The 25,339-nt window shown below is 64.8% G+C and carries 22 protein-coding genes, 1 tRNA gene and 1 pseudogene; 14 read left to right on the top strand and 10 right to left on the bottom strand.

Annotation, left to right across the window (positions count from 1 at the left end):
- Nucleotides 1–95: 95 nt before the first annotated feature.
- Both AB0J29_RS18255 and AB0J29_RS18250 read left to right on the top strand, forming a co-directional pair.
- A pseudogene (locus AB0J29_RS18255) lies at nucleotides 96–491 on the top strand (dihydrofolate reductase family protein); the annotation flags it as partial.
- A gap of 29 nt (nucleotides 492–520) precedes the next feature.
- Entirely contained in the window at nucleotides 521–1,096 is a 576-nt protein-coding gene (locus AB0J29_RS18250; protein WP_364786913.1) for a dihydrofolate reductase family protein, read from the top strand.
- Between the two features lie 52 nt (nucleotides 1,097–1,148).
- On the opposite strand, the gene AB0J29_RS18245 is transcribed toward AB0J29_RS18250, so the two are convergent.
- Entirely contained in the window at nucleotides 1,149–1,556 is a 408-nt protein-coding gene (locus tag AB0J29_RS18245) for a secondary thiamine-phosphate synthase enzyme YjbQ (RefSeq protein WP_364786910.1), read from the bottom strand.
- Between the two features lie 16 nt (nucleotides 1,557–1,572).
- On the bottom strand, nucleotides 1,573–2,040 hold the full coding sequence (locus tag AB0J29_RS18240) for a MarR family transcriptional regulator (protein WP_364786907.1): 468 nt from the start codon (nucleotides 2,038–2,040) through the stop codon (nucleotides 1,573–1,575).
- A gap of 112 nt (nucleotides 2,041–2,152) precedes the next feature.
- On the opposite strand from AB0J29_RS18240, the gene AB0J29_RS18235 reads away from it, so the two are divergent.
- The 4 genes from AB0J29_RS18235 to AB0J29_RS18220 all read left to right on the top strand — a co-directional run bounded on the left by AB0J29_RS18235 (nucleotide 2,153) and on the right by AB0J29_RS18220 (nucleotide 5,620).
- Nucleotides 2,153–2,632, top strand: a complete 480-nt coding sequence (locus AB0J29_RS18235; RefSeq protein ID WP_364786904.1) for an SgcJ/EcaC family oxidoreductase — start codon at nucleotides 2,153–2,155, stop codon at nucleotides 2,630–2,632.
- A gap of 64 nt (nucleotides 2,633–2,696) precedes the next feature.
- Nucleotides 2,697–3,962, top strand: coding sequence for an aspartate kinase (locus AB0J29_RS18230; protein ID WP_364786901.1), 1,266 nt, complete (start codon nucleotides 2,697–2,699; stop codon nucleotides 3,960–3,962).
- A 78-nt stretch (nucleotides 3,963–4,040) separates the two neighbouring features.
- Complete coding sequence (locus AB0J29_RS18225) at nucleotides 4,041–5,075, top strand: aspartate-semialdehyde dehydrogenase (RefSeq protein WP_364786898.1); 1,035 nt, start codon at nucleotides 4,041–4,043, stop codon at nucleotides 5,073–5,075.
- Between the two features lie 182 nt (nucleotides 5,076–5,257).
- Nucleotides 5,258–5,620: a nuclear transport factor 2 family protein gene (locus tag AB0J29_RS18220; protein ID WP_364786895.1), complete on the top strand. Its 363-nt coding sequence runs from the start codon at nucleotides 5,258–5,260 to the stop codon at nucleotides 5,618–5,620.
- Nucleotides 5,621–6,027: 407 nt separating this feature from the next.
- On the opposite strand, the gene AB0J29_RS18215 is transcribed toward AB0J29_RS18220, so the two are convergent.
- Complete coding sequence (locus AB0J29_RS18215) at nucleotides 6,028–6,591, bottom strand: helix-turn-helix domain-containing protein (RefSeq protein ID WP_364786892.1); 564 nt, start codon at nucleotides 6,589–6,591, stop codon at nucleotides 6,028–6,030.
- A gap of 361 nt (nucleotides 6,592–6,952) precedes the next feature.
- On the opposite strand from AB0J29_RS18215, the gene AB0J29_RS18210 reads away from it, so the two are divergent.
- Nucleotides 6,953–7,372, top strand: coding sequence for a nuclear transport factor 2 family protein (locus tag AB0J29_RS18210; RefSeq protein ID WP_364786889.1), 420 nt, complete (start codon nucleotides 6,953–6,955; stop codon nucleotides 7,370–7,372).
- 63 nt (nucleotides 7,373–7,435) lie between these two features.
- On the top strand, nucleotides 7,436–8,350 hold the full coding sequence (locus AB0J29_RS18205) for an aminotransferase class IV (protein ID WP_364786887.1): 915 nt from the start codon (nucleotides 7,436–7,438) through the stop codon (nucleotides 8,348–8,350).
- Between the two features lie 360 nt (nucleotides 8,351–8,710).
- Here AB0J29_RS18205 and AB0J29_RS18200 read toward each other — a convergent pair whose 3' ends face one another.
- Entirely contained in the window at nucleotides 8,711–10,060 is a 1,350-nt protein-coding gene (locus tag AB0J29_RS18200; RefSeq protein WP_364786884.1) for a serine hydrolase, read from the bottom strand.
- Between the two features lie 694 nt (nucleotides 10,061–10,754).
- Here AB0J29_RS18200 and AB0J29_RS18195 point away from each other — a divergent pair.
- The 3 genes from AB0J29_RS18195 (at nucleotide 10,755) to AB0J29_RS18185 (ending at nucleotide 14,593) form a co-directional block, all read left to right on the top strand.
- The gene (locus tag AB0J29_RS18195; RefSeq protein WP_364786881.1) at nucleotides 10,755–12,263 is read left to right on the top strand and encodes an AAA family ATPase; all 1,509 of its coding nucleotides are present in this window, start codon (nucleotides 10,755–10,757) and stop codon (nucleotides 12,261–12,263) included.
- Between the two features lie 408 nt (nucleotides 12,264–12,671).
- Nucleotides 12,672–13,109: a transcriptional repressor gene (locus AB0J29_RS18190; protein WP_364786878.1), complete on the top strand. Its 438-nt coding sequence runs from the start codon at nucleotides 12,672–12,674 to the stop codon at nucleotides 13,107–13,109.
- Nucleotides 13,110–13,132: 23 nt separating this feature from the next.
- Nucleotides 13,133–14,593, top strand: a complete 1,461-nt coding sequence (locus AB0J29_RS18185) for a catalase (RefSeq protein ID WP_364786875.1) — start codon at nucleotides 13,133–13,135, stop codon at nucleotides 14,591–14,593.
- Between the two features lie 621 nt (nucleotides 14,594–15,214).
- Here the strand turns inward: AB0J29_RS18185 and AB0J29_RS18180 are convergent.
- On the bottom strand, nucleotides 15,215–16,453 hold the full coding sequence (locus tag AB0J29_RS18180; RefSeq protein WP_364786872.1) for an FAD-dependent monooxygenase: 1,239 nt from the start codon (nucleotides 16,451–16,453) through the stop codon (nucleotides 15,215–15,217).
- 508 nt (nucleotides 16,454–16,961) lie between these two features.
- On the opposite strand from AB0J29_RS18180, the gene AB0J29_RS18175 reads away from it, so the two are divergent.
- Entirely contained in the window at nucleotides 16,962–17,090 is a 129-nt protein-coding gene (locus AB0J29_RS18175; RefSeq protein WP_364786869.1) for a hypothetical protein, read from the top strand.
- Between the two features lie 339 nt (nucleotides 17,091–17,429).
- Here the strand turns inward: AB0J29_RS18175 and AB0J29_RS18170 are convergent, their stop codons facing one another.
- From AB0J29_RS18170 to AB0J29_RS18155, 4 genes are all read right to left on the bottom strand, one after another.
- Nucleotides 17,430–18,158, bottom strand: a complete 729-nt coding sequence (locus AB0J29_RS18170) for a hypothetical protein (protein ID WP_364786866.1) — start codon at nucleotides 18,156–18,158, stop codon at nucleotides 17,430–17,432.
- A gap of 878 nt (nucleotides 18,159–19,036) precedes the next feature.
- Nucleotides 19,037–19,110: transfer RNA gene (locus AB0J29_RS18165), tRNA-Pro, on the bottom strand.
- A gap of 60 nt (nucleotides 19,111–19,170) precedes the next feature.
- Complete coding sequence (locus tag AB0J29_RS18160) at nucleotides 19,171–20,403, bottom strand: hypothetical protein (protein WP_364786863.1); 1,233 nt, start codon at nucleotides 20,401–20,403, stop codon at nucleotides 19,171–19,173.
- A 127-nt stretch (nucleotides 20,404–20,530) separates the two neighbouring features.
- Nucleotides 20,531–21,493, bottom strand: coding sequence for a metallophosphoesterase (locus tag AB0J29_RS18155; RefSeq protein ID WP_364786860.1), 963 nt, complete (start codon nucleotides 21,491–21,493; stop codon nucleotides 20,531–20,533).
- Between the two features lie 169 nt (nucleotides 21,494–21,662).
- On the opposite strand from AB0J29_RS18155, the gene AB0J29_RS18150 reads away from it, so the two are divergent.
- A complete protein-coding gene (locus AB0J29_RS18150; protein WP_364786858.1) occupies nucleotides 21,663–22,127 on the top strand; it encodes a GatB/YqeY domain-containing protein in 465 nt (154 codons plus the stop codon).
- Nucleotides 22,128–22,210: 83 nt separating this feature from the next.
- Here AB0J29_RS18150 and AB0J29_RS18145 read toward each other — a convergent pair whose 3' ends face one another.
- Entirely contained in the window at nucleotides 22,211–24,583 is a 2,373-nt protein-coding gene (locus AB0J29_RS18145) for a penicillin-binding protein (protein ID WP_364786855.1), read from the bottom strand.
- A gap of 368 nt (nucleotides 24,584–24,951) precedes the next feature.
- Between AB0J29_RS18145 and AB0J29_RS18140 the strand changes: the two genes are divergently transcribed.
- Nucleotides 24,952–25,275, top strand: coding sequence for a WhiB family transcriptional regulator (locus AB0J29_RS18140; RefSeq protein ID WP_040686051.1), 324 nt, complete (start codon nucleotides 24,952–24,954; stop codon nucleotides 25,273–25,275).
- Nucleotides 25,276–25,339: the final 64 nt, after the last annotated feature.

Genomic DNA, 25,339 nt, shown 5'->3' with positions numbered 1-25,339 from the left:
GACCCGACCACCACGAAGCGATCGTCTACATCGCCATGATTGCTGTCATGTCACGCCGCCTCGCTCGCACCTGACACAGTTCTCAGACGCTCACTAAGAGGTTCGACACCGTGCTGATGGGTCGCGCAACTTTTGAGCTCCCGCTGCCGGAGGGTGTCACCAGCCCGTATCCGCATATGCGGCAGTACGTCATTTCGAGCACCCTCGGTGCGATCGATGATCCACAGGTCGAGGTGGTCGCAAGTGATCCGGTCGGGCTGGTGCGACGGCTGAAAGCCGAAGCGGGCGGCGATATCTGGCTGTGCGGCGGCGGCAAACTGGCCGGGTCGCTGCTCGACGAAATCGACGAGATGATCCTCAAGAGCTACCCGGTCGTCGCGGGCGGCGGCATATCCGCCTTCTCGGGCGCGTTCAACCCGACCCTGTTCACGCCGACCGAGCGCCGAGAGTTCGGCAACGGCGCCCAGGTCACCTGGTTCTCCCGGACCTGACGATCCAGCAGCACGAAAGAGGTAGTCACATGCGAAAACTCTGCTATTTCGTCGGCATGTCACTCGACGGCTATATCGCGGGTCCCGGCGACGACATCAGCTTCTATCCGGTCGGGAACGACATGTGGGACTGGCTGAAGGCGCGGTACCCGGAGACGCTCCCGACCCACGCGCGCCCGCATATCGGGCTCGCGGTGGATGCGCCGAATCAGAAGTTCGACACCTTGGTCATGGGCCGCGGTACCTACGCTCCGGCCCTGGCCATCGGCGTGACCAGCCCGTACGCGCATATGCGGCAGTATGTTGTTTCGAGCTCCCTCGGCCGCATCGAGGATCCGACCGTCGAACTGGTCGAGGCTGATCCGATCGGCCTGGTGCGTCGCCTGAAGCAGGAGGACGGCATGGATATCTGGCTGGCCGGTGGCGGTCAGCTCGCCGCGCAGCTGCTCGGCGAGATCGATGAACTCGTCATCAAGAGTTATCCGGTGGTGGCCGGGACCGGAACCCCGGCCTTCGCGGGCGAATTCAACCCGACCCTGTTCGCGCCCACCGAGCGGATCGAATTCGGTAACGGCGTGCAGGTCACCTGGCTGACCAGAGCCTGAGGCCCGGCCGTGGCGGCGGTTGCGCCGCCACGGCGGCGGGCATCGCTCACCACTAACCGCGCAGAAACGACAGGCGCACTTGCCGATCCGGATTGTCGATATTGAGATCGACCAGCGCGATCGACTGCCAGGTACCCAAGGTCAGCGCACCGCCGATGACCGGGACGGTGGCGTAGGGCGGGATCAATGCGGGCATTACGTGGGACCGGCCGTGCCCGGGTGAGCCGTGTGCATGCCGCCAGCGATCATCGGCGGGCAGCAGATCGCGCAGTGCGGCGAGCAGATCGTCATCGCTGCGCGCCCCGAGTTCCATGATCGCGATCCCGGCCGTGGCATGCGGTACGAAGATATGCAGCAGCCCATCCGCGCCCGCGTCCCGCGCGAAGGCCGCGCACTGCGGGGTGATGTCGTACACGACTTCGGATCGTCCCGTGGTCACCTCGATCACCGTGCTTTTCATGGGCTACATCGTCCTCTCACTCGGTGTCGGCTGCCCGCAGCAGCGCCGTCACCCGCTCCGATGTCTCGTGCAGTCGGTTGAACACATCGAGCACCAACTCCAACTGTTCGACCGAATACCCGGCCATCGCCGCCCCGAACTCCCGCGCCATGACCTCGTAGTGCGGCGCGATCTCATCGATCCGCTCTTGGACCACACTGACATTGACCCGCCGCCGGTCCTGGGCATCGTGTTCCCGCCGCACATAGCCCGCTTTGAGCAGTCGGTCGATCATCCGGGTGACGGCGCCGGTGGTCAGCCCGGTGCGCGCGGCCAGTTCCCCGGCCGTCGCCGGGCCGCCGAGCCTGAGCATGTTCAGGCAGCGCAGGTCGGTGACGTGCAGGCCGAGTTTGTCCGCGACCGCCTGATGCATCATCACGCCGTCATTGGCACTCTGCTGGGCCGCGATGGTCAATGCCGTCGCCAAATCCGCGCGCTCTGACATCCCTTGACATCCTCGTCTCACTCGGTCAATATCTTATTCAGTCAACTATTTACTCGATCAGTTATTGACTTGCTCAGATCTTACGCTGGTCCGATCCTGTCCGGAGGTTGTCATGTCCGTTGATCAGCAGACCGATGCGGCCGCGATTCTCGCGCTGTTCGACCGTCAGAACGCGGCTTGGGCGGCGGGCGATGCCGAGGCGTATGCGACGGTGTTCACGCCCGACGCCGACTACGTCACCTGGATCGGCACCCATTTCAAAGGGCGCGAGGCCATCCGCGACTCGCACATCCCTATGTTCACGAAATACCTGAAGGGCACCCACCTCGAAGGCGAGATCACTCAGCTGCGGTTTCTCACGCCGGATGTGGCGGTCGTGCACGGCCGGGGCTGGATGCTGAAGCCTCGGCAGCGTCGCACACGCCGCGCCATGAAGGTGCAGACGACGGTCGTGATCCGGCAGCACGGCGAGTGGCTGATCGCCGCGTTCCAGAACACGAAAACGCACCCGCTCATGGAAGCCATTGGCACCAAGATCGACTCGCGTCAGGCCCCCTCGACGCTGCCGGGCCGGGAGGTACCAGCAAGTTAGATAGACCTCGGCAGTACTCTGGGGAGCTGTTAGCAGCTGTTTGTCGATCTTGGAGGACCCTGTCGTGGCTCTCGTTGTTCAGAAGTACGGAGGATCCTCGGTGGCGACCGCCGAGCGCATCCGGCGCGTCGCTGAACGGATCGTCGAGACGAAGAAGCAGGGCCACGACGTGGTGGTCGTCTGCTCGGCCATGGGCGATACCACCGACGAGTTACTCGATCTGGCGCAGCAGGTGGCGCCCGCGCCGCCGGCTCGGGAAATGGACATGCTGCTCACCTCGGGTGAGCGCATCTCCAATGCGCTGGTCGCCATGGCCATCCATTCGCTCGGGGCCCAGGCTCGCTCGTTCACCGGCTCGCAGGCGGGTGTGATCACCACCGGATCGCACGGTAACGCCAAGATCATCGACGTCACCCCGGGCCGGGTGCGTGCCGCGCTGGACGAAGGTCTGGTCGTGCTGGTCGCCGGTTTCCAGGGCGTCAGCCAGGACAGTCGTGACGTCACCACCCTCGGCCGCGGCGGCTCCGATACCACCGCGGTCGCGCTGGCCGCGGCGCTGAAGGCCGACGTCTGCGAGATCTACACCGATGTGGACGGCGTGTTCACCGCCGACCCGCGGATCGTGCCCGACGCGCAGCAGCTCGAGCAGGTCTCCTATGAGGAGATGCTCGAGCTCGCGGCCTGTGGCGCGAAAGTACTCATGCTGCGCTGCGTGGAATACGCGCGCCGCTACAACGTTCCGGTGCATGTGCGCTCGTCCTACACCGACAAGCCCGGCACCTACGTCTCTGGATCGATGGAGGACATCCCCTTGGAGCAAGCAATCCTCACGGGCGTCGCGCACGACCGCAGCGAGGCCAAGGTGACCGTGGTCAGCTTGCCGGACGAACCTGGCTATGCCGCCAAGGTTTTCCGCGCGATCGCCGACGCGGAGATCAATATCGATATGGTCCTGCAGAACATTTCCAAGGTCGAAACCGGCAAGACCGATATTACCTTCACCCTGCCCAAGACCGAGGGCGCGCGTGCGGTGGAAATGCTGACCAAGCGCCAAGACGAGATCGGCTTCTCGCAGGTGCTCTACGACGACCACATCGGCAAGGTCTCCCTGGTCGGCGCGGGTATGAAGAGCCATCCGGGTGTCACCGCCACCTTCTGCGAGGCGCTGGCGAACGCGGGCGTGAATATCGACCTCATCTCCACCTCCGAGATCCGGATCTCGGTGCTGGTCAAGGACACCGAACTGGACGAGGCCGTGCAGGTACTGCACAAGGCCTTCGATCTGGGCGGCGACGAGGTCGCCGTCGTCCACGCGGGAACAGGACGCTGACTTGGCCGGGTCGAGCGCGCAGGCGGCAGCGCAGCGTAACCACGCAGCGCTCCCGGTCGAGTCGAAAGGGGCACAGCCATGGGTGTACGAGTAGGAGTCGTCGGCGCGACCGGACAGGTCGGCGCCGTCATGCGAAAACTGCTGGAGGAGCGCAACTTCCCGGCCGACGAGGTGCGTTTCTTCGCCTCGGCCCGCTCGGCGGGTAAGACCCTGCCGTGGCGCGGCAGCGAAATCGTGGTCGAGGACACCGAGACCGCCGATCCCACCGGGCTGGATATCGCGCTGTTCTCCGCGGGCGCCACCATGTCACGGGTGCAGGCGCCGCGTTTCGCCGCGGCCGGTGTCACCGTGATCGATAACTCGTCGGCCTGGCGTAAGGATCCCGAGGTCCCGCTGGTCGTCAGCGAGGTGAATCCGGAGCAGACCCGCAATCTGGTCAAGGGCATCATCGCGAATCCGAACTGCACGACGATGGCCGCGATGCCGGTGCTCAAGCCGCTGCACGATGTGGCGGGTCTGCAGCGCCTGATCATCTCGAGCTACCAGGCCGTTTCCGGTAGTGGCCTGGCCGGTGTCGAGGAACTGGCCGCGCAGGTGCGCGCCGTGGTCGACGATGCCGAAAAGCTGGTGCACGACGGCGGTGCGGTGCAGTTCCCGGCCCCGAACAAGTACGTCGCGCCGATTGCCTTCGACGTGATCCCGCTCGCCGGTGCGCTGGTCGACGACGGTTCCTTCGAAACCGACGAAGACCAGAAGCTGCGCAATGAGAGCCGCAAGATCCTCGGTCTGCCCGACCTGCTGGTCAGCGGAACCTGCGTGCGCGTCCCGGTCTTCACCGGCCACTCGCTGTCGGTGAATGCCGAATTCGCCGAACCGATTTCGGTCGAGCGCGCCAAGGAAATCCTGGCCAAGGCTCCCGGTGTCGAACTCACCGACGTGCCGACCCCCTTGGCCGCCGCAGGCAAGGACGACTCCCTCGTCGGCCGCATCCGCCAGGATCCGGGCGTCCCCGAAGGCCGCGGCCTCGCACTGTTCATCTCCGGCGATAACCTCCGAAAGGGCGCCGCCCTCAACACCATTCAAATCGCCGAAGTCCTGCTGGCTCAGCGCTGACCGCCACCGAACGGGCCGTTCCGATCGCGAGATCCGAACGGCCCGTTCGCTTGTCGGTCATCCGATATCGAATGTCACCGACGCACAGAGTAGTTCGGTCCGTGCTGATTTGTCGTACCTGCCTGGCATGATCGCTTGCTATCCGAGGCAGCTCGGCCGGATCTGATGGGAGTTACGAGCAAATGACCAGTGATGATGGCAGGGAGCGTGCTGTCCAGCCGGAGGATCTCAGCCGGTTGATCGTGGAGCGGCTCAACGCGGGTGACGTTGCAGGGCTGGTGGCGCTGTACGAACCGGACGCGGTGCTGGCATTGCCGGATGGTCGGGTCGCCACGGGGGCCAGCGAGATTCACCAAGCGTATGAGCATCTGGTCAGCGGCGGGTCCACGTTTGCTCCTGGGCGGCAGCAGCCCACGTTGCGCAATGGCGACCTGGCGCTCACCTCGGTGTGTTTGCCTGACGGCGGTGTCACCGTCGAAGTGGCTCGCCGCCAGGATGACGGCACGTGGTTGTGGGTGATCGACCAGCCCAGCCTTTTGGGGTAGGTCTGAGGAGAGCCCAGCGGGCGCGGGTGGGCACTTGCCGGCCCTCACCCGTGTCGTAGCCACTGCTTGATGGCTGGATATGGACGGTGGCCGCCAGGTAGTGGACCGAGAGTCGAATCTGGTTGCCGCGGACCGGTTTTCGGCTCGAACCGAACCCGCTGCGCGTCGCTCGGATCTCGTTCGCCTCGGCACTGCTTGGCATGAGGTCTCCGGTATCCAGGTTCTTCGTCGCTGAACCATCTACCGGAGACCGCGCCACACCTGGTCGCCGACGTGCGAACGCAGACAACGCTTTCCGAATCACCAGACCACTTTGAAGTACCGGCTGGATCGCAACCAACGAAAGCCCGCGTAATGCCGCATCGCGCTGGGCATTTCGCTTAACCAGCGAGTTCGGCGCTGACTCGTCAGTGGGCGCGCAGTCCGTCGAACACGATCGCGAAGGCGCGGCGGCGTTGGTCGGCGGTGGTGTTGGTGCTGTTGGCGGCCAGGAAGGTGCCCTTCACGACGCGCATCAGGTCATCGATATCGATATCGCGTCGTACCGCACCGGATTGTTGTGCGCGGGTGAGCAATTGGGTGATGGCGACGCGTAGATCGTTGGCGGGTTTGCGGTGTTCGGGGGAGTCGACACCGACGGCTTCGGCGAGGTCGCGTTTGACCGTGCCCTCGGTGGCCATGCAATCGAGGAAGTCGAAGAAGGCTTTGCCCGGGTCGGCGGCGGTGGCTAGTTCGCGGGCGTAGGCGATCATGCGCTCGACGCGGTCCGTGATCGCGGCCTCGAAAAGCGCTTCCTTGGTGGGGAAGTGACGGTAAACGGTGCCCGCCCCGACGCCCGCGCGGCGCGCGATTTCATCGAGCGGCACCGAAATGCCCTCGGCGGCAAAGGCCTCTTGGGCAGCGGCGAGCACGCGGTCGCGATTGCGGCGCGCGTCCGCGCGCAGCGGACGCGGTTCCACGCGATCGGTCACAGCCATACCTCGCGGGCGCTCGATTCCCCCGCGGCTGATGGCGTTGCGTCTTCGTTTGCCTTGGTCACGGCTGTTCCTTGCTGGTGCTGGGTTCGGTTGCGGCTGATGGCGTTGTGTCTTCGTTTGCCTTGGTCACGGCTGTTCCTTGCTGGCGCTTGATTCCCCGCGGCTGGTTGCGTTGTGTCTTCGTTTGTCTCGGACACAGCTCCTCGCTGGTGCTGGGTTCCGTCGCGACCGCCGATGCTGTGGTCTTAGGTTCCGTCGGCCACGGGCCGAGTTTACTGGAGGTATTGACAAACGGGGCCATCGTTCCGAATGATAAGCGGGGTCAACGTTCCGATTAACTGAAGCAGGTGTATTCATGGTGGATACTTCGGTGGAAAGCCCTCGTGAGCTGGTCGAACGCATGTTCCGGGAGCTGCCCGCTCGCAATGCCGACGCATTCGTCCAACTGCTCGCCCCGGATGCGGTATTCGAGATCCCCTTCGTTATCCCCGGAATGCCGACCCGGCTGGTCGGGCACGAGGAGATCCGGGCGCATCTCGCGCAGCGCTGGTCCGGGATTTCCGGTATCGAGGTGCACGGGATCTATCCACAGGTGTACGAAACAGCCGATCCCGAGGTGGTTCTTGTGGAGAACGAGGTCGATATGACGGTGCCCGGCGCCGCGCGGGCCCGAGTTCGCACCTCCGTCAATGTCATTCGAGTCCGCGACGGCAAGGTCACGCTGTTCCGCGACTATATGGATACGGCGCGTTTCGCCCGACTCGCGGAGAACTGACCAGCACCCGGGCGGTCCGAAAAACCTTCGCCCCGCCTGTGTGCCGACTGCTAGCCTGCGCCGATGGCGAATCCTTATCCACAGGTATATTTCGGGGACCAGATCGTTGACGCGCGGGCGGCGTCGGTCGGTGTCGCATCATCGGCGGTGCTGTACGGGCTCAGTGTGTACACAGTTTTCCCGGTGCATGTGGATGGATCGGCACGCACCGCTTTTCGGCTCGACGACCATTTCCGGCGACTCGAAGAATCCTGCAAGATCATCGGCATCGACCGTTTCGCCGCCGAATGGGACTTCGCGCGCTTTCGCACGGCGATCATCGACTTGGTCGCGGCCAATGCGCCGACCGAGGACGTATTCGTCCGCGCGACAGTGCATGTCGTCGAATCGATTCCGGGTACCCGGGTTCGCGGCTGTGCGATCCAGGTCAGCATCTTCGTCTACGACGCGGTGCCGATCGTCCCGCAGGACGGTATGCGTCTGAAATCCAGCCCGTGGCGGCGCATTCCGGACAACGCGATTCCCTCACGTGCGAAAGTCAATGGTGCGTACGTCAATTCGGTACTCGCCAAACAGGACGCCATCGACAGCGGCTACGACGACTGCATCTTCCTCGACGGCAACGGACACGTCTGCGAACTCAGTGCCGCCAATATCTTCCTCGTCCGCAACGGCACCCTGATCACCCCCGATGTCTCCTGCGACATCCTCGACGGCATCAACCGCCGCACCATCCTCACCCTCGCCGCCGAAGACGGCATCCCGATCGTCGAACGCACCATCGACCTCACCGAGGTCTACATAGCTGACGAAGTCTTCGTCACCGGTACCTCCTCTGGTATCTCCCCGGTCACCGAAGTCGACGGCCGCCCCATCGCCACCGGCCACCCCGGCCCCCTGACCCAATCCCTCCGCAAACGCCACACCGCCGCTCTCCACACCGACACCCACCACGACTGGCTCACCCCCTTGACCTGACGCCATCCCCACCTCGCGCAACCGCCACCGTGTGCGAGGTAGTCACCCCCCCTGCGACGCCCCCAATCCTCTGCGACAGCGCGGATTCCTTCGTGCAGGACGGCTCGCTGTGCGACGTGCTCAATCCTTTGCGGCAGCGAGGATTCCCGTCCGCTCAGGGCGGCTCGGCTTGCGAACCCGGTACAGAATTCTGCGGAACGCGGGCGATACATCCTCCGAGCGTGAGCTGCTGCGGCGGCCTTGGCGAGGGTGCGGATCGTCGATCCGCACCCTCGGTCGCCATCGCCTCGAACGGGGGCCTCCGGCAACTGGCCCCGAAGGGTCGCACGCCGTCGATATCCCGTTCTTCGGCGGGGTGATTCAGCGGATGCCAGGCGCGCGCGGATCCGGACCGAGGCAGGCCAGGATGGCGCAGCCGGGTGCGGTATCGGCGAACGGCGGCGCCAACGGATAGTTCAGGCAGCTGAAGACATTGCAGCCCGGATATGCCGCGGGTCCGGTGCCGAAGACCGCGAGCAGCAGATTCGTATCCACGAACCGGCGCGGATCCAGACGCAGCGGCGGCTCGACAAAGGGACCCGGATCGGGCACCGGATGATCCTCGAAGGCCGCGAACAACCGCCGGAAGAATTCGTGCGGCAATTCCGCGGTGTTCTGCACAATTCCCGAAATGCCCTCGTTGCTGAGATTTCCGAAGAATCCGGTCCACACCACCGTCAAATCCAGGCTCGGCACGATGAAAACGTTCTGCATGCCGAGTCCCGACATCATGTAGACGTCGGCGGGCATGAAGTCGGCGGACTCGGCGCATCCCGGCCCGAGCCAGAACAGATACCCGTAGCACTCGTTCGTCGGTGAAGGTTGACGTGCCTTGTGCAGATACGTCTGCGAGACGATCTGCTGCGCGCCCCAGCGCCCATTATTGGTCACCAGCAGCCCGAGTTTCGCGAAATCGTTCGGCGGGATCATCAGATGGGCGTATCCGTAGGTGTGCCCGGCACGATCGCGCGCCCAGTAATAATCGCCGCGTTCGATGCCGAGCGGATCGAAAAGCTCACGCTGCGCGAACTGCTGCAACCGTTCCCCGATGGCCAATTCGATGACATACGCGAGCAGATCGACATTGCGCTGGCTGTAGCTGAATGCCGCGCCCGGCGGATTGTCCAACGGCACCCCGAGCGCCTGCACGGCACTATTCGGATCGAGTGGAATCACCCCCGTGGCACCCTCGGTGAGCACACCCACTGTCATGCCGGACGATTCGGTCAGCAGATTCTCGACGGTGATCGATCGATGCTGCGCATCGCCGAGTCCGGGCGGCAGATACCGGTCGATCGGCGCTTCGATATCGAGTTTCCCCTGATCCCAGGCTATTCCGGCGAGCAGCGAGACAACGCTCTTCGTCGCACTCCAGATATTCCAAGCGACATTTCCGGTCTGGTCGTTCGTCGGTCCCTCGCCGATCAGGCAGTTGTGCCGGAACACCTGCACATTCAACCGATTACGCCCACTCGCGAACGCCAAGGCATCCGCGAGCAGTCCCGAATCCAGTCCAACCTGTTCCGGCGACGCTCGTTCCGGCTCCCGCCCGGACGACACTCCACACGACAACTGCTCGGTGGGCGCGGCCTGCGCACCCCCCACGAAAACGCTCCCCACAACCAGCGATACCGCCGCGATTCCGGCCAGGAATCCGTAGATGCGCCCCATGCGCACGAGGCTATCGCGCCCAACCGCGTCAGACCGGGCAACAGGCTGGACACGCCTCAGCCGATTATCAACCGGGCGTGGCGCACGACGTCCGACATTCCGAGATTCTTCCCGGGGGACACCGGAGCGGCGCGTGCGTACCACGAACCATCCCGCGCCCGAGCCGAGGACCGCGAGTCCAGTCAGCACTGCGTGGCGACCGCAGACAAAACGCCGCCAGGTCGGTAAACCTGGCGGCGCTGAGTCGCCGGACGCCACGCCAACGTCACGACTCGAGTGCCGACGTCCCACAAGCGCCTCTCGGCGAGTGGTCGCTCGAAGCGACAAATGGGGTGAGGCCCGGGGCTGTCCGGACGCCGACAGAGGTGATCAACCACCCGTCCCCCGGATCTATTCCACGAATTCGAATGTGACGCACACAACGAAAGTCCCCTGGTCGAGGCAGTTGGCAACCTCCAGGCACCGCGCGGGGTGAGAGGAGCCATGCCCGACAGCGCACGAACCTGCTGCCTTCAGGTATCGAGCAGGCCGGAAACCTGCCCGCGGTCGGCCGACTCGCCGCCGCGCAAGAAGCTGACAGGCGTGCTGGCCGTGGACTCGCGTCGGCTACCCGTGGGTGGCGATTCGGGCTGGTACGGACTCGCGTACCGCAATCTAGAATCAACGAGCTCACGAGGTGAAGAGGGGGATCGGCGTGTCCGATGATCTGGTATTGACCGAAATGCTGGCCGCACTGGAGCGCAGTCCAGAGGTGCTTGCGCTGCGCGTGCGGGTGATAGAGCTGCTGATCGACCGTACCCGCTATGCCGAGGCACTGGCCAACTGCGCGACCGCACTTACTCAGGAACCGGGACACGCCCGTGTCCTGGAGTTGTTGCAGCAGTGCACGATTGCGCTCGCAGGTGCTGCGGCAACCCCCGCCGCGCCGAGTCAGCCGACACCTGGCCAGCCAATGCCGGGACAGCCGATGCCGAGCGAGCAGACGTCGAGTCAGTCGATGCCGGGCCAATCCACGTCGAGTCAGCAGATGCCGGGCCAGCCCACGCCGGGCGAGTCGAGCCTGAGTAAGTCGGCGCCAGGCCAGCCCACGCCCAGCCAGCTGAAACCAAGCGAGTTCACGCCAACCGAGTTCACGCCAACCGAGTCCACGCCCAGCGAGCCGACGCAGGCCAAGTCGACTCCGGGCGAGCCATCGCCTGACAAGGCGAAAGATCAACCGCAGCAATATGATTGGGCGGCTGCAGAAGAACAGCTCGGTGACATCATCGCGCCCGCGTTCGTCAATGAGGGCTCGCGCGAGTTCGTGACCGACTCGGATGTCGGTGTGTTCGAAAAGCCCACCCTCGAGTTAGCTGATGTCGGTGGCATGCAGGATGTGAAGCGTCAGCTCGAACTCACGCTGCTCGGGCCGATCCGTAATCCCGGATTCGCCGAGGCTTTTGGTACTTCCGCACGTGGTGGGCTGCTGCTCTACGGCCCGCCCGGTTGCGGTAAGACCTTCATCGCCTCGGCGGTTGCCGGTGAACTCGGCGCGAATTTCTATCCGATCGAGATCGCCGACATCCTCGATATCTATCACGGTTCCGGCGAGCGCAATCTGCACGAGGTCTTCGAGCTGGCCCGCCGTAATGCGCCCTGTGTGCTGTTCCTCGACGAGGTGGATGCTCTCGGGCACAAGCGTAGTCAGATGTCGGGTTCCTCCTGGATGCGCAATGTGGTGAATCAGCTACTCAATGAAATGGATTCGGCAACGCGCAGCAATGATGGCGTCTACATCCTCGGCGCCACCAACCACCCGTGGGATCTCGATGTCGCCCTGCGCCGCCCCGGCCGGTTCGACCGCATGATCCTGGTCGGGCTGCCGGATCCGGAAGCGCGCCGGGCGATCCTGCAGTACCACCTGAGGGATCGTCCTGTCATGGGCATCGATCTTCCGGCCATCGTGCGGCGCACCGACGGCTTCTCCGGTGCCGATCTGGCCCATATCTGCACCTCGGCAACACAATTGGCGATGGCCGATTCGATCAGCACCAGCACCATGCGCCCGGTCGGCATGGCCGATATCGAGGTCGCGCTGAGCCAGATCAAGCCGAGCGCGGGCCCCTGGTTCGAATCTGCCCGCAATGTAGTCGAATTCGCCAACGGCGACGGCGCCTACGACGAACTCGCCAAGTACATGCGAGCCAAGAAATTCCGCTCCTGAAAACAGGAACGGCTGAGTCGACGTGCCGCGGGATGTCAACTCGCACTCCGCTTGGCGCCCGCGCAAAGTCTTCATTGGCCGGGCGCGAATCAAACGGGCGCGGGACAGCACCCGCGTGACCAGTCGCCTCATCCGCGCACCGAACCGATCCCGCTAACCCGCGGGGCGCGGGCGTAAGTCATGGGTGGGTCGGGTGCGAATCGAAGGGGGTGGTCCAGCTGACCGCCGTGACCGCCACCGCATCCCCACACTGAACCGGTCCGCCGTCCCACAATCCGCCAACGGCAGGCGCAGCTCATCGACGCACCGAGTGCGAATTGAACATCAGCCTTCGGTGACCACCATCACACATCCGCACACCACATTGTTTTCTTGACTAATTCCAGAATAGGCGTAACTATCAGACGTATGCACACCAACATCACCGACCCGCGCGAGCAGTTGCGCACCGCCGGCCTGCGGGTTACGGCCCCGCGGGTCGCGGTGCTGGCTGCGGTCGCGGCCCGACCGCATTCGGATGCTGATCGGGTCGCCGCCACCGTCCGCGAAACCCTCGGCTCGGTATCCACGCAGGCCGTCTATGACGTGCTCCGGGCCTGCGTGAACGCCGGACTCCTAAGGCGCATCGAACCCGCCGGTTCGCCTGCGCTGTACGAGACCAGGGCCGGGGACAACCACCACCATCTGGTGTGCCGAAGCTGCGACACGGTCGTCGATATCGACTGTGTCGTTGGCTCAGCCCCCTGCCTGGAACCCGAGGACGCACACGGGTTCGTGATCGACGAGGCCGAAGTCGTCTTCTGGGGTCTGTGCCCGACCTGCCGTACATCCCGAAGCGGGATGTAGCCATTCAGTCAAGGAGGCTGCCGATGTCCAACCCGACAACCACCAACACCGGAACGCCGGTACCGAGCGATAACGAATCGCTCACCGCGGGCACGCAGGGCCCGATCCTGCTACACGACCACTACCTCATCGAAAAGCTCGCCCAGTTCAACCGGGAGCGGGTGCCGGAGCGGATCGTGCACGCCAAGGGCGCGGGCGCGTACGGCGAGCTGGTGGTCACCAATGACGTGAGTGGCTACACCAAGGCCAAGCTCTTCCAGCCGGGCGCGCGGACCGAATCGCTGGCGCGGTTCTCCACCGTCGCGGGCGAACAGGGCAGCCCCGACACCTGGCGCGACCCGCGGGGTTTCGCGGTGAAGTTCTACACCGAGGACGGCAACTACGACCTCGTCGGCAACAACACCCCGATCTTCTTTATCAAGGATCCGATCAAGTTCCCGGATTTCATCCGCTCGCAGAAGCGCCTGCCCGGCAGCGGACTGCGCGATCACAACATGCAGTGGGACTTCTGGACCCTGCGTCCGGAGACCGCCCACCAGGTCACCTGGCTGATGGGCGACCGCGGCATCCCGAAGACCTACCGGCATATGAACGGCTACGGCTCGCACACCTACCAGTGGGTCAATGCCGCGGGCGAGCGCTTCTGGGTGAAGTACCACTTCAAGACCGATCAGGGCATCGACTATCTGTCCCAGGCCGAGGCCGATCGCCTCGCCGGTGCGGACGCCGACTACCACCGCCGCGACCTGTACGAGGCGATCGAGCGCGGCGAGTTCCCGAGCTGGACGCTGTACGTGCAGGTCATGCCGGTCGCCGAGGCCGAGGGCTACCGCTTCAACCCGTTCGACCTGACCAAGGTGTGGTCACATCGGGATTACCCGCTGATCGAGGTCGGCAAGTGGACCCTGAACCGCAATCCGGCCAACTACTTCGTCGATATCGAGCAGGCCGCCTTCGAACCCTCGAATGTCGTTGCCGGCATCGGCTTTTCGCCCGACAAGATGCTGCTCGGCCGGGTGTTCGCCTACGCGGACGCGCACCGCTACCGCATCGGCACCAACTATGCGCAGCTGCCGCCGAACCGCGCGCGGGCGGCGCAGGTGAACTCCTATTCCAAGGAGGGGCCGATGCGATACGACTACAACGACGCGAATACGCCTGTCTATGCACCGAATTCGTTCGGCGGCCCGCATGCCGACCCCGAACAGGCGCCCGATGGCGGCAGCTGGGAGTTCGACCCGACCATGCTGCGTGCGGGCTATCTCGAGCACGCCGAGGACGGCGACTTCACCCAGGCGGGTACCTTGGTCCGTGAGGTCTTCGACGACGAGCAGCGAGATCGCCTGGTGGACAATATCGTCGGTCATGTGCTCGGCGGTGTGCGCGAGCCGGTGCTGTCCCGAGTCTTCGACTACTGGAAGAACGTGGACGCAGAACTCGGCAAGCGCGTCGAGATAGGTGTCCGCGCCGGACTGGACGCCTGACAGCTCAGGTCCGAAAACAGCTCCGCCCCCGACCATTTCGGTCGGGGGCGGAGCTGTTTTTCGTTTGGGGGCTGGAATCTACGGGCCCCAGGGCTCGGAACTACAGCAGTCCCCACCAGTAGAGCAGGCAGGCCAGTACCCAGACAACCAAGGTTTCCATCGCCGCTCCATTCTCCTTGTCGCCCTCCTCCTCCATCATCCGCCGATTCGCGCCGACGCGCCGCAAACTCCGGAGGAACTTCCGAAAATAATGCGGCTACCTGCGGTTTTGTTTCTGCAAGGTCTTCTTAAGTGCCTAACAAGCCCACGGCGGCATTGTTTGTGTCAACACCGCAACACCAGCCACCACCGAGGGTGGGGAACCGGACTCGACCTGTTCACGAGGGGTAACAGGTCGCATCACGGGGGTAGCGCCAGCCGGGCCGGTCCACGAGGGGTGACCGTCCCGGCTGGCGCTTTATCGGGGGCAACCACCGCGGACGGCTCTTCCCGGAGCTGACCGGCGCACGTAGTCGCCGCTGCCGAAGGTAACCATTCGGTGCACGCCTACGATCCCATCCAAGGGTGTATGTAGCCGGGCCGGTTCACGAGGGGTGACCGGCCCGGCTGGGCCGCGAGCGGTCAGTCGACCGTCTGGAGCGAGTAGTCGGGCAGCTCGTAGCTCTCGGTCTTGGTGAGCATCTTCATCATGAGCGGCTTCATGATCTTGGTCGTCATCAGCTTGCTGACGAGCAGACCCGCGCGGATGCCGAAGCGGGAATCGGGCGTCATCGACCGCAGGCCGCCGGGCGGCAGTTCCTGTGCGGTGGCGACGAACGGCCGCAGCACCTCTTCGTAGCGGGCCAGCGCCTTATCGGGATCGGTTGCGTGCGCAGCGATTTCACCGGCGAGGACGTACGCGCCGACCAGTGCCATCGCAGTGCCCTGTCCGGTGACTGGGGACCCGCAGTAGCCCGCGTCGCCGAGCAGCACCACCCGGCCTTTGGACCAGTTCGGGACGTCGATGCGGGCCAGTTCGTCGAAGTAGAAGTCGTCAGCGTTGGCCATGGCAGCGCTGACGGTGTCTGCGATGGTGCCGCCGTCGGCCAATCGCTCGCGGATGAGCTGCTGCTGTGCCGCGACATCACGACGCAGCGCCGGATTCGCGGCGCCCCGGATGACGACCAGCGCCTTGCTGGTGGCCGGATCGGCATCCGGGCGCAGTCCGACACCGGTCGCACCGACCAGTGAATTCATCGCGAACCAATGCGGCTTCGCGTACTCGGGGGTCGGCAGCGTGAAGAAGGACATATAGCCGCCGAGGTAGGTGGAGAACTCCTCCTCCGGGCCGAAGACCAGGCGCCGGGTCGAGGAATGCAGTCCGTCCGCGCCGATCACGATGTCGAACCGTTCGGTGCCGCCGGAGGCGAAGGTGACATCCGCGCCCGCGCCGTCCTGGTTGATCTCGGTAACCCATTCGCCGTAGCGGTAGTCCACGCCGCCCGCCGCCGCGAGCAGATCGAGCAGCACCTGGTTCAGGTCGCCGCGGGTGAGCTCGATCTCGGCGACCGTGCCCTTGCCCTCGAAGACCTCCGCGGGCATGCGCAGCAGTTCCTTGCCCTCGCTGTCCACGAAAACCATGCCGTGCTCGTCCAATTGGGTTTTGCGGATGCCCGGCATGAGCCCCATCCGCTCCGCCACCTCGACGCTCGGACCGCGCAGATCCACCGCCTGTCCGCCGGGCCGGGGCGCGGCCGCCCGCTCGACCACAGTGGCCCGGATCCCGGCCCGGAGCAGTTGCAGGGCAACGGCATTGCCGCCGATGCCGCCGCCACAGACGAGGACCCGCGGGCAGATGGTGGCGGGGACGGTGTTGCTCATGATCTGTTCCTCACTGGCTCGAATGTCTTGCACATATGTCTAACAGACTGGTTACACGTTTGTCTAGTACAAATGTGTAAGACAATTGAGCAGGAGCTACATTGCAACATGCGGAGGTCCGCCACCATCTCATCGACCACTGTCGACCGATCGCAGCCATAGCCACGGCATTGAGCCGTGAGCTGGGTTCGGCGATTCCGCCGTTCTTGACCACTCTGCGAGGCGGCAGCAAAGAAGTCCGTCCGCGGGCGGCATCGACCAGCCCTTGGACACGTTCTCCCGCCGCCGGTTTCCATCACGGCCTGGTCCAACCGGGTGGGATATCCGATGGGGACCTCGGTGACCTCGCGACCGGTCCGAGCTGGGCGGTGTCGACCCGGCGCAGCTGCTCGACGAGTGCACCTTCCGGATGCTCGAACCCGCCGAGATCCGGGCCGGGATGGCGCTCCCGGCGACCTTCAAAGCCCTGGGCGACAAGAGAACTCGGGGGCCTTCGCCGAGTTGGATCGTGACTGATCTCGGAACGCCAGCGCGAAGCATCGCCGCGGCCAAGACTCGCGACGTCTACACCGGCCGCAAACCCGCTTGCATCGACGCCCAAGCCGACCGGCTGCGCGAGAGCGCCCGCGGCGGGTGAGCGGAAGTCGGTGCTGGCCAAGGAATCGGGATCAGCCGTGAGACCGTCTACAGCTACCTGCGGGCCGACACTCGCACAGGCTGAGCCGACCGCGCAGTCGCCCGAGATCATCTTCGGTGCTGTCGCCACCGTCACCGTCCGGGCCAATGGTGCCCAGCCGGGTAGCGTCATCGCCCGCGCGCCCGCTCGGCTGGTTTACGGACAGCTGAGCACGAGCCGAGTCCGCGATCATCTGCTTACGGTGCGACCCTTCCGATCCGCTCGGAGGCAAGGACGGGGGCTTGACCTCCTTTGCAAACGACACAACGAAACCCCGATGCGAATCCCGTGACGGACGGCCTAATCGATTGGAGGGCCCAGTCGTCCACTATTCAACAGGCCCCGCCGGGTTGCGCGCTTCAGGACATAAGCCTGCTGGGGGCCGTCGATACCGGCCTGTTCCATCGGCGGTGGCGTACCGGTCGGTTTTCCGAGCCGCTCGGCCCCGAGCCCATCGAAGGCTTTCTGCGCCTTCGTGCCGACTGTCGTCTGCATGTAGACGTCGACGTCGCCGGCCTCGAGTAGCGTGCGGCGCAGCAGGGCGTTGGATAGGCCTGTGCCGCGGAACTCTTCCAACAGATGCCAGGCGATCCATTCGACTTTGTCATTCTCGCCCTTTTTCAACCAGGAGAATCCGCCGACCCTGTTGTCACTGGTTCGGTGTATCAGAAATATATCGGTATCACTGGATATGGCCCGTTCGTACTCCTGCGGTTTGCGCCCTGCCATATCCCGGTAAAGTGCGGGCACGCCCTCCTTGCCCTTCGCGACCGGCAGATCCCGGTAGGCGAAGCGGACCGCTTCCAACTGTGCGTGCACGATGCCCGGCACATCGTCGACTCCGGCGCGCTCGATCCTGAACGGTGGTACCCCCATACGGCCGAACCCCTCGGCATCGAGGATGAAACTGTTGCGGGCGAGGTGCTCCATGTTGGCGACGTTCTTCAACTCCCCGCCCGTGCCGAGATAGGCTTCCCGAACCTGGCGGCCCCCGCGCTCGAGGGCGTGATCGATCCGCCCCTTCGCCATGCGAGCCATCCGCGCAACGTCTGCGACCATCCCGAATCCGTTCCTCACCAACGATTTTGCCCAGTGCCCGGCGGGCAGTATGCGGCATCGGGGCCGGATTTCCAGTGGTGAGAATCCCAAAGGATAAGGGACACAAGGCAGCCGGCAACTCGCAAGAGGTACAGGTGATCACGTGGGCGGCTGAGGTTTCATCTGGAAAGACGCGTCGTCGGCGATTCGGGATTGATCAGCTCTACCACCTCGAAAGAGTTGCAGGCATTCGCGACCGGCCTCAAATGGCCCTGATCCGCAGGCAGTACCTCGACATTGATCCAGGCCAGCGGGATGTCCCGCGGCATCAGCCAGTGTGGCCAGCCGTGCATACGCTATGGACCTCGCGTTTCGTCGAGATGACCGCACGATAGCAAGCGGTAAGAGTCTGCTCACCGCCCATTTGGGACGACCGGGGACATATCGGAACGGTCGCGCATTCCTTCGGCGCGCCGCCTACCGGAACTTCGCACCGCCGGTGCACAGTGAGGGGAGCAGACAGCAAACACTTGGCCACGTCGCCGCACCACCGCAGGACACATTGCCGCGCCAGCTGATGACAGCCGGGCACGCGGTAGCGGAGTCTGCGGAGCGATCCGCCGACCGCCCTTCGTGGCCGCCGGTCGATGCCGATCCATCGCGACGCCGGGCGCACCTACGAGGAGTCTCGGGAGGTATGGATGGATGCTTTCGTGATCGTTGGCTTGCTCGCCTTGGTCTGCGGGCTACTAGCGGTCATTGCCTGCGCGGTATGGTGGCCCACCCCGGACCGCCGGGCAAACCAGCGTAAACAGCTCCGCCCCCGGCCTGTGCGGGCCGAGGGCGGAACTATTCGTCTCAACCACGAGTCGGGGTGACAGGATTTGAACCTGCGACCTCTTCGTCCCGAACGAAGCGCGCTACCAAGCTGCGCCACACCCCGTGAAGCGAACCTGGAGTAGCTTACAACAGCTCACGTCCAGACGTTAAACCCGCAGGTCAATCACCCTTCATGAGGTCGAATGCTGGTGAAGATCCGCTGGGCGGTTACCGCATCGATGGCATTGGGTACGCCGGTGTCGGCCGCGATCACCATGACGAAATTGCCGTTATCGGTGGGGGCGGCGAAGGTGTAGACCGAGTACTCGGTCGCGCAGCCTGGATTGGCCTTGGTCGCGGTGCCCTTGGTTTCCACGAACATGCCCTGCTGGGATCCGTCGAGCGAGCTGAGCGGCTGTGCGGCGCCGGGTGTACCGCCCGGTGAGTTGCTGTAGGCGATCTGGGCGGTCCTGGTGCCGAGTTCGGTTGCCGCGGTTGCCGAATCGGTGTCCGGGGAACCGGTCAGGAAGGCCACGGTGCGGGTCGAGCCGGGGCAGTAGCTCTTCCCGTCGGTGGCCAGCCCCTTACCGGTGACGGCATTGGGCGGTTCCCCGAAGCCGCCGATCTTGCCGTCGGGGGCCACCGTCCAGTCGGCGGGTACGTCATAGGCCGCCCCGAGGTCCGAGGCCACCACAACCTGGTAACCGGGGACGACCGGGGTCTCATGATTGGCTGGGGCGTGCTTGGTGGTGGTCGGCTGGGTCGAGGTGTGCGAAACCGTGGGGGTGAGTGCGCTCACCATCGACGGAGCCGGATTCTGTGCTGTGGTGTCATCCGATCCGTGGCTGGCCGTGAGGATCGCCGCCGCCGCTCCGCCCGCGACCACGACCACCGCGACCGCGGCGGCGATCCATGCGATGCGCCGACCGCGACTCGGTCGGTTCACGCTCGACGCTGCGGCCAAGTCCGATGCGAGTCGGTCACCGAAGAGCGCATTCAAGCCACCGCCATGCGGTGCGTGCGGCCCGCCAGGTGGTCCGGACGGTGTTGCGCCGGGCTGGAATTGCGTCGTCGAGCCCGGCTGCCATGACGACACGGGTTGCTGCGGCTGCGGCGTCCACTGCCGTGTCGGATCGAATTGACCAGGGGCACTTGCCGATTGCCGCTCGGGCTGCCACGCCGGCGCGCTGCCGCCGTTCCACGGTGCGGCCGTGGGTTCGGGGCCGAATGGCGACAGTGCGGCCGGATCGAGCTGGACCGGTGCGCCGAATGTGCTGTGCGATGCGTCGGCCTGCGACTGACCGGGATCGGGCCGCCCGGATCCGGGTTGTCCCAGCGCAGGGCCGAATTGCTCGGCGCCTGAATGCTGTCGCTGATACGGCGCACCGGGTTCGCGCCGGTCGTCGAAATCACTCACGACTCTGCCTCGCTGGCGCTCGGCTCCGTCGTGCGCGATTGCACGCTGTGTCGATGGTTCGCTCGCTGGCGTTCGCTCACGCTATCCCCTGCCTGACGTCAGTCTCGGCAAAGGACCTTAGCGGACCTCAGCGTGCGATGGCTTCCGAGGGTGAAACGCCCTGTCCGCTATCGGTATTGGGACGCATCGGCGGTGCGGCGACCAGGGTCAGCAGCGTCGCCTCGGGGCGGCAGCAGAAACGGTACGGCGCCCACGGCGAGGTGCCCAGACCAGCGGAGACGTGCAGTTGGGTGTGTGCGCCCCACTTGGACGAGCCCCTCACCCGCGAGCGGTCGATACCGCAGTTGGTGACCAGCGCACCGTATCCGGGCAGGCACAGCTGACCGCCGTGCGTATGTCCGGCCATGACCAGGTCGTAACCGTCCTCGGCGAAACGGTCCAGCACCCGGGGTTCGGGGGAGTGGGTCAGGCCGATGCTCAGCACGGCGAGCGGATTGGGCGCACCCGCGATGGTGTCGTACCGGTCGCGCTGCAGATGCGGATCGTCGACGCCCGCGCTCGCGATTCGAATGCCCGCGACCTCGACGTCACGGCGGACGTGGGTCAGATCCAGCCAGCCGCGCTCGGTGAATGCCGCGCGTAGGTCCTTCCACGGCAGCGGCGCGCCGTACACCCGGCGGTGATCCTTCTTGAAGTATTTCGCCGGATTCTTCGGTACCGGCGCGAAATAGTCATTGCTGCCGAAAACGAAAAGGCCTGGGCGGGAAAGCAATCCGCCGAGGGCCTGGACCACCGCGGGCACCGATTTCTGGTGCGAAAGATTGTCCCCGGTATTGACGACCAGATCCGGCTCCAGCCGATCCAGCTCCCGCAGCCACTGCTGCTTGAGCTTCTGGCCAGGCATCATGTGCAGATCGCTGATATGCAGTACCCGTAGTGACGACGAGCCCGGCTGTAGGACGGGCATCGTGGCCTCACGCAGTACGAAGGCGTTTCGTTCGATCAGCGAGGCGTAGCCGATACCGGCCACCGCGGCCCCGGCGGCTCCCAACGCGGTTCGTCGGATGGCGGAGGTCGAGATTACGGGCATTTGCCCAGCATAGGTGACCCTGGTGCGGAACGCCGAGTGTGTTTCCGCACAAGCGGTCGGCTGGTTGTTTCGGGCGACCTGCAAGCAGTCGCTCGGGCGAGTGTGCTGAATTCGGGTCGAGCGCCGAATGTAGTGGGCCGGGAACGGGGAAACGGCTACCGTGTGGCACATGTCGGAACTCAAATCGCAGCTGCGTGCGGATATGACCGCCGCAATGAAAGCCAAGGACAAGCTGCGCCTCGCCACCCTCAGGATGCTGCTGGCCGCCATCCAGACCGCGGAGGTCGCGGGCTCGCAGGCACGTGAGCTCTCCGACGCCGAGGTCATTGCCGTGCTGCAGAAAGAGGCGAAGAAGCGCAGCGAGTCGGCCGAGGTCTACGCCCAGGCCGGGCGTGGCGAACTGGCCGCCAACGAACATGCCGAGGCGCGCATCATTGATGAATATCTGCCGACGCAGCTGACCGACGCCGAGGTCGCCGATGTCGCCGATACCGCCATCGCGCAGGTCGCCCAGGAACTCGGTGAGCGGCCGGGCATGCGGCAGATGGGCCAGGTCATGAAGGTCGCCACCGCGATCGCCGCCGGTAAGGCCGATGGCTCCCGGATCTCGGCTGCCGTGAAGTCGCGCCTGTAGCCACCGATAGGCGAAAGCCGCCGATCCGGGATCCGGGTCGGCGGCTTTCGTATTGTCGAGGTGCTGGTTATCGAGGTGCTGGTTTATCGAGGTACTGGGAATCCCGGAATACTAGGGAATCCCGGAATGCCGGGAATGCCTGGAACCGGAAGTCCGGGCACCGGCGCAGGTCCGGGTGCCGGTGCCGGCGCCCGTTCCGTCCCATCGCTGATATAGATCGTGATCACCGACCCGGGAATCGCCGAACCATTCGGCGCGGCCCCCAGCACCGTCCCCTTCGGCGGAGCGCCGACGCCGTTCACCGACGAGACCTGGAAGCCCGCGGCCGTCAGCGCGGCGGTGGCCTGACCTTGCGTCATGCCCGTGACATCGGGGACCTGGGCCTGATTGGATCCGCGCACATACTTGTCGTCCAGTGGTGGCAGTGCGGGTGGCGGGAAGTTCCCGAGCACCGGTTTGATCGCGTTGAACCAAGTGCGAGCGGGTTCATTACCACCGAAGAGATTGCCGTCGCCACAGCCGCGTAGCGGGAACGAGCAGATCTCACCGGGTGTCGGGCTGTCGCCGTAGACATAGGCGGCGGCGGCCATCGAGTTGGTGAAGCCGAGGAACGCCGAGGAGCGGTGGCTCTCGGTGGTTCCCGTCTTGGCCGACAGCGGCTGGTTCCAGCCGGTCGCCTGCGCCGCGCCGGCCGCGGTACCACTGATGTCGTCCTTGCTCATCGCATTGGCCAGGGTGTTCGCCAGCCCCGGATCGACGACCTGTTCACACGCCTGCTGTGTGAGCGGCACCGGCTTGTTGTTGCGGTCGAGCACTTCCTTGATCGGCGACGGCGGGCACCACTTGCCCCCGGAACCCAGGGTGGCGGCCACATTCGACAACTCGAGCGGGTTGATCGCGACCGGCCCGAGGGTGAACGAGCCGAGGTTCTGCTCCTTGATCATGTCCGCCAGGCTCTGGTTGCCGTGGCCCGAGGTGCCCGCCTCGGTGTAGGAGCGCATTCCGAGGCGCACCGCCATATCGACGGTCGGGGTGACCCCGACGGCCTGGATCAGCTTGACGAACGCGGTATTCGGCGAGGTGGCCAGCGCCTCGGTCACCGACATCGGCGACTTGTAGTTACCCGCGTTCTGCACGCAGTAGGTGGCGGGCGGACAGCCGCGCGCACCACCGTTACCCATGCCCTTTGCCTCGAACCGTCCGGGCACATCGAGTTGGGCCTCGATACCGAGGCCCTTTTCCATGGCCGCGGCCGTGGTAAAGATCTTGAAAATCGAGCCGGCGCCGTCACCAACCATCGAATACGGCTGCGGCTGCACCGTTTCGTTGGCGTTGCGGTTCAGTCCGTAGGTGCGGCTACTGGCCATCGCGAGCACCGGATGCGAATCATGGCCGGGGCCGACCACCGACATCACTTGCGCGATGTCGTCGAGGTTAGGGTTCGCGGCCTCGGTGACCGAGCGTTTCACCGAATCCTGCAGCGCCGGATCGAGTGTCGTCCTGATCGTGTAGCCACCGGTATTGATCTGCTCGCGGCTGATACCGGCATCGGCCAGATACTGCAGCGCGTAGTCGCAGAAGAAGCCGCGGTCGTTGGCGGCGATGCAGCCGCGCGGCAGGCCTTTGGGCTCGGGGAGCACACCGAGCGGTTCGGACTTGGCCTTGCGGAATTCCTCGGCGCGGCTGGGGATGTTCTGGATCAGCGTGTCCAGCACGGTATTGCGCCGCTGCGTTACACCCTCGGGATTGGTGTAGGGATTCAGCTTCGAGCTGGACTGCACGATGCCAGCGAGCATCGCTGACTGCGGCACATTCAGATTCGCGGCGTCGACGCCGAAGTAGGTCTGCGCCGCATCCTGAATTCCATAGGAGGAGTTACCGAACGGGACGAGATTCAGGTATCGGGTGAGGATCTCGTCCTTGGTCAACTCCCGGTCCAGGGTGAGCGCCATCCGGATCTCGCGCAGCTTGCGCGCGGGGGTGGTCTCGATGGCGGCCCGGCGCTCGGCATCGGTCTTCGCGACAACCAGCAGTTGGAAGTTCTTCACATACTGCTGATCGAGGGTGGACGCACCCTGTTGGACCTCGCCGCTGCTCGTATTGGTGACGAACGCGCGCATGGTGCCTGTCCAGTCCACACCCGCGTGGTCAGCGAAGCGCCGGTCCTCGATGGAGACGATCGCCAACTTCATATCGTTGGAGATCTTGTCGCTGGGGACCTCGAAGCGGCGCTGCTCGTATAGCCAGGCGATGGGCGTTCCGTTCGCGTCGACCATGGTCGAGACGGCCGGGACAGTGCCCTCCACCAACTCCGCGGACACATTGTCGACGGCATCGGCGGCGCGGTTGGAGACGAACCCGAAACCGCCTGCGAGAGGGAACAACAACCCGGCGACGAGCACGGCGGCCAGCGCACAGCTGCCGGCCAGCCTCGCGAGCGTATGTGTGATCGGCACGGACCCAGACTACGGGGTGCCGATCCGGCGCTCTCGGGTGTGTTTGCGAGTTGCTCGGATATTGGAGTTCGAATGTTCCATTGGGCGTGTCGCACGACGGATTCCGGCGTGTCGCGGAGGGGCGAGCCATGGGTCGAGTCGACCGCCCGGTTCTAGATCACGGTCGCAGGGACGGACGTACCAAAAAGTCTCGGGACGGTCTTGCGCAGAGGCCATACCTTTACCTAGATTGAGAACCCAGTGTGATAGAGCTAACACTCAAAGTGGAATGTGGTGTAGTTCGCGGCGGGGTTTGGGTTGCTGCGACACTGACACGCGATTCTGGAGCGCCGTTGACCCGGTGTTCGGACTGCAAAGGGGCACACCAAATGCACATGACAACCCCCATCGCTCGATTGGACGTGGAGCAGGCCGAAGCAAGGATCGCCTGGGTTGCCCAGGCCCGATGCAAGGAAGTAGACCCTGATCAACTGTTCGTCCGCGGCGCGGCGCAGCGCAAGGCGGCGACGATCTGCAGGCACTGCCCGGTGTTGATGCAGTGTGGGGCCGACGCGCTCGACAATCGAGTCGAATTCGGCGTGTGGGGTGGAATGACCGAACGGCAGCGTCGTGCGCTGCTCAAGCAGCACCCGGAGGTGACGTCCTGGGCGGACTTTTTCCAAGCTCAGCGTCAACATCAGATCGCAATCTAACCCTGGAATGAAACCGAGCCCGCCATTGCGGGCTCGGTTTCGTTAACGGGTTTATATCAATCCA

The organism is Nocardia sp. NPDC049707, from assembly GCF_040674855.1.
In the GTDB taxonomy this organism is placed as follows: Bacteria; Actinomycetota; Actinomycetes; order Mycobacteriales; family Mycobacteriaceae; genus Nocardia.
The sequence above is the reverse complement of the archived record's forward strand: the minus strand, read 5'-3'. Positions and strand labels throughout refer to the sequence as shown.

Coding starts and splice junctions, on each gene's coding strand:
- AB0J29_RS18150 (WP_364786858.1), top strand. CDS start 21,663: ATGTCGGAACTCAAATCGCAGCTGCGTGCGGATATGACCGCCGCAATG.
- AB0J29_RS18245 (WP_364786910.1), bottom strand. CDS start 1,556: ATGAAAAGCACGGTGATCGAGGTGACCACGGGACGATCCGAAGTCGTG.
- AB0J29_RS18200 (WP_364786884.1), bottom strand. CDS start 10,060: ATGGGGCGCATCTACGGATTCCTGGCCGGAATCGCGGCGGTATCGCTG.
- AB0J29_RS18220 (WP_364786895.1), top strand. CDS start 5,258: ATGACCAGTGATGATGGCAGGGAGCGTGCTGTCCAGCCGGAGGATCTC.
- AB0J29_RS18140 (WP_040686051.1), top strand. CDS start 24,952: ATGCACATGACAACCCCCATCGCTCGATTGGACGTGGAGCAGGCCGAA.
- AB0J29_RS18240 (WP_364786907.1), bottom strand. CDS start 2,040: ATGTCAGAGCGCGCGGATTTGGCGACGGCATTGACCATCGCGGCCCAG.
- AB0J29_RS18250 (WP_364786913.1), top strand. CDS start 521: ATGCGAAAACTCTGCTATTTCGTCGGCATGTCACTCGACGGCTATATC.
- AB0J29_RS18155 (WP_364786860.1), bottom strand. CDS start 21,493: ATGCCCGTAATCTCGACCTCCGCCATCCGACGAACCGCGTTGGGAGCC.
- AB0J29_RS18210 (WP_364786889.1), top strand. CDS start 6,953: ATGGTGGATACTTCGGTGGAAAGCCCTCGTGAGCTGGTCGAACGCATG.
- AB0J29_RS18225 (WP_364786898.1), top strand. CDS start 4,041: ATGGGTGTACGAGTAGGAGTCGTCGGCGCGACCGGACAGGTCGGCGCC.
- AB0J29_RS18180 (WP_364786872.1), bottom strand. CDS start 16,453: ATGAGCAACACCGTCCCCGCCACCATCTGCCCGCGGGTCCTCGTCTGT.
- AB0J29_RS18235 (WP_364786904.1), top strand. CDS start 2,153: ATGTCCGTTGATCAGCAGACCGATGCGGCCGCGATTCTCGCGCTGTTC.
- AB0J29_RS18190 (WP_364786878.1), top strand. CDS start 12,672: ATGCACACCAACATCACCGACCCGCGCGAGCAGTTGCGCACCGCCGGC.
- AB0J29_RS18205 (WP_364786887.1), top strand. CDS start 7,436: ATGGCGAATCCTTATCCACAGGTATATTTCGGGGACCAGATCGTTGAC.
- AB0J29_RS18170 (WP_364786866.1), bottom strand. CDS start 18,158: ATGGCGAAGGGGCGGATCGATCACGCCCTCGAGCGCGGGGGCCGCCAG.
- AB0J29_RS18185 (WP_364786875.1), top strand. CDS start 13,133: ATGTCCAACCCGACAACCACCAACACCGGAACGCCGGTACCGAGCGAT.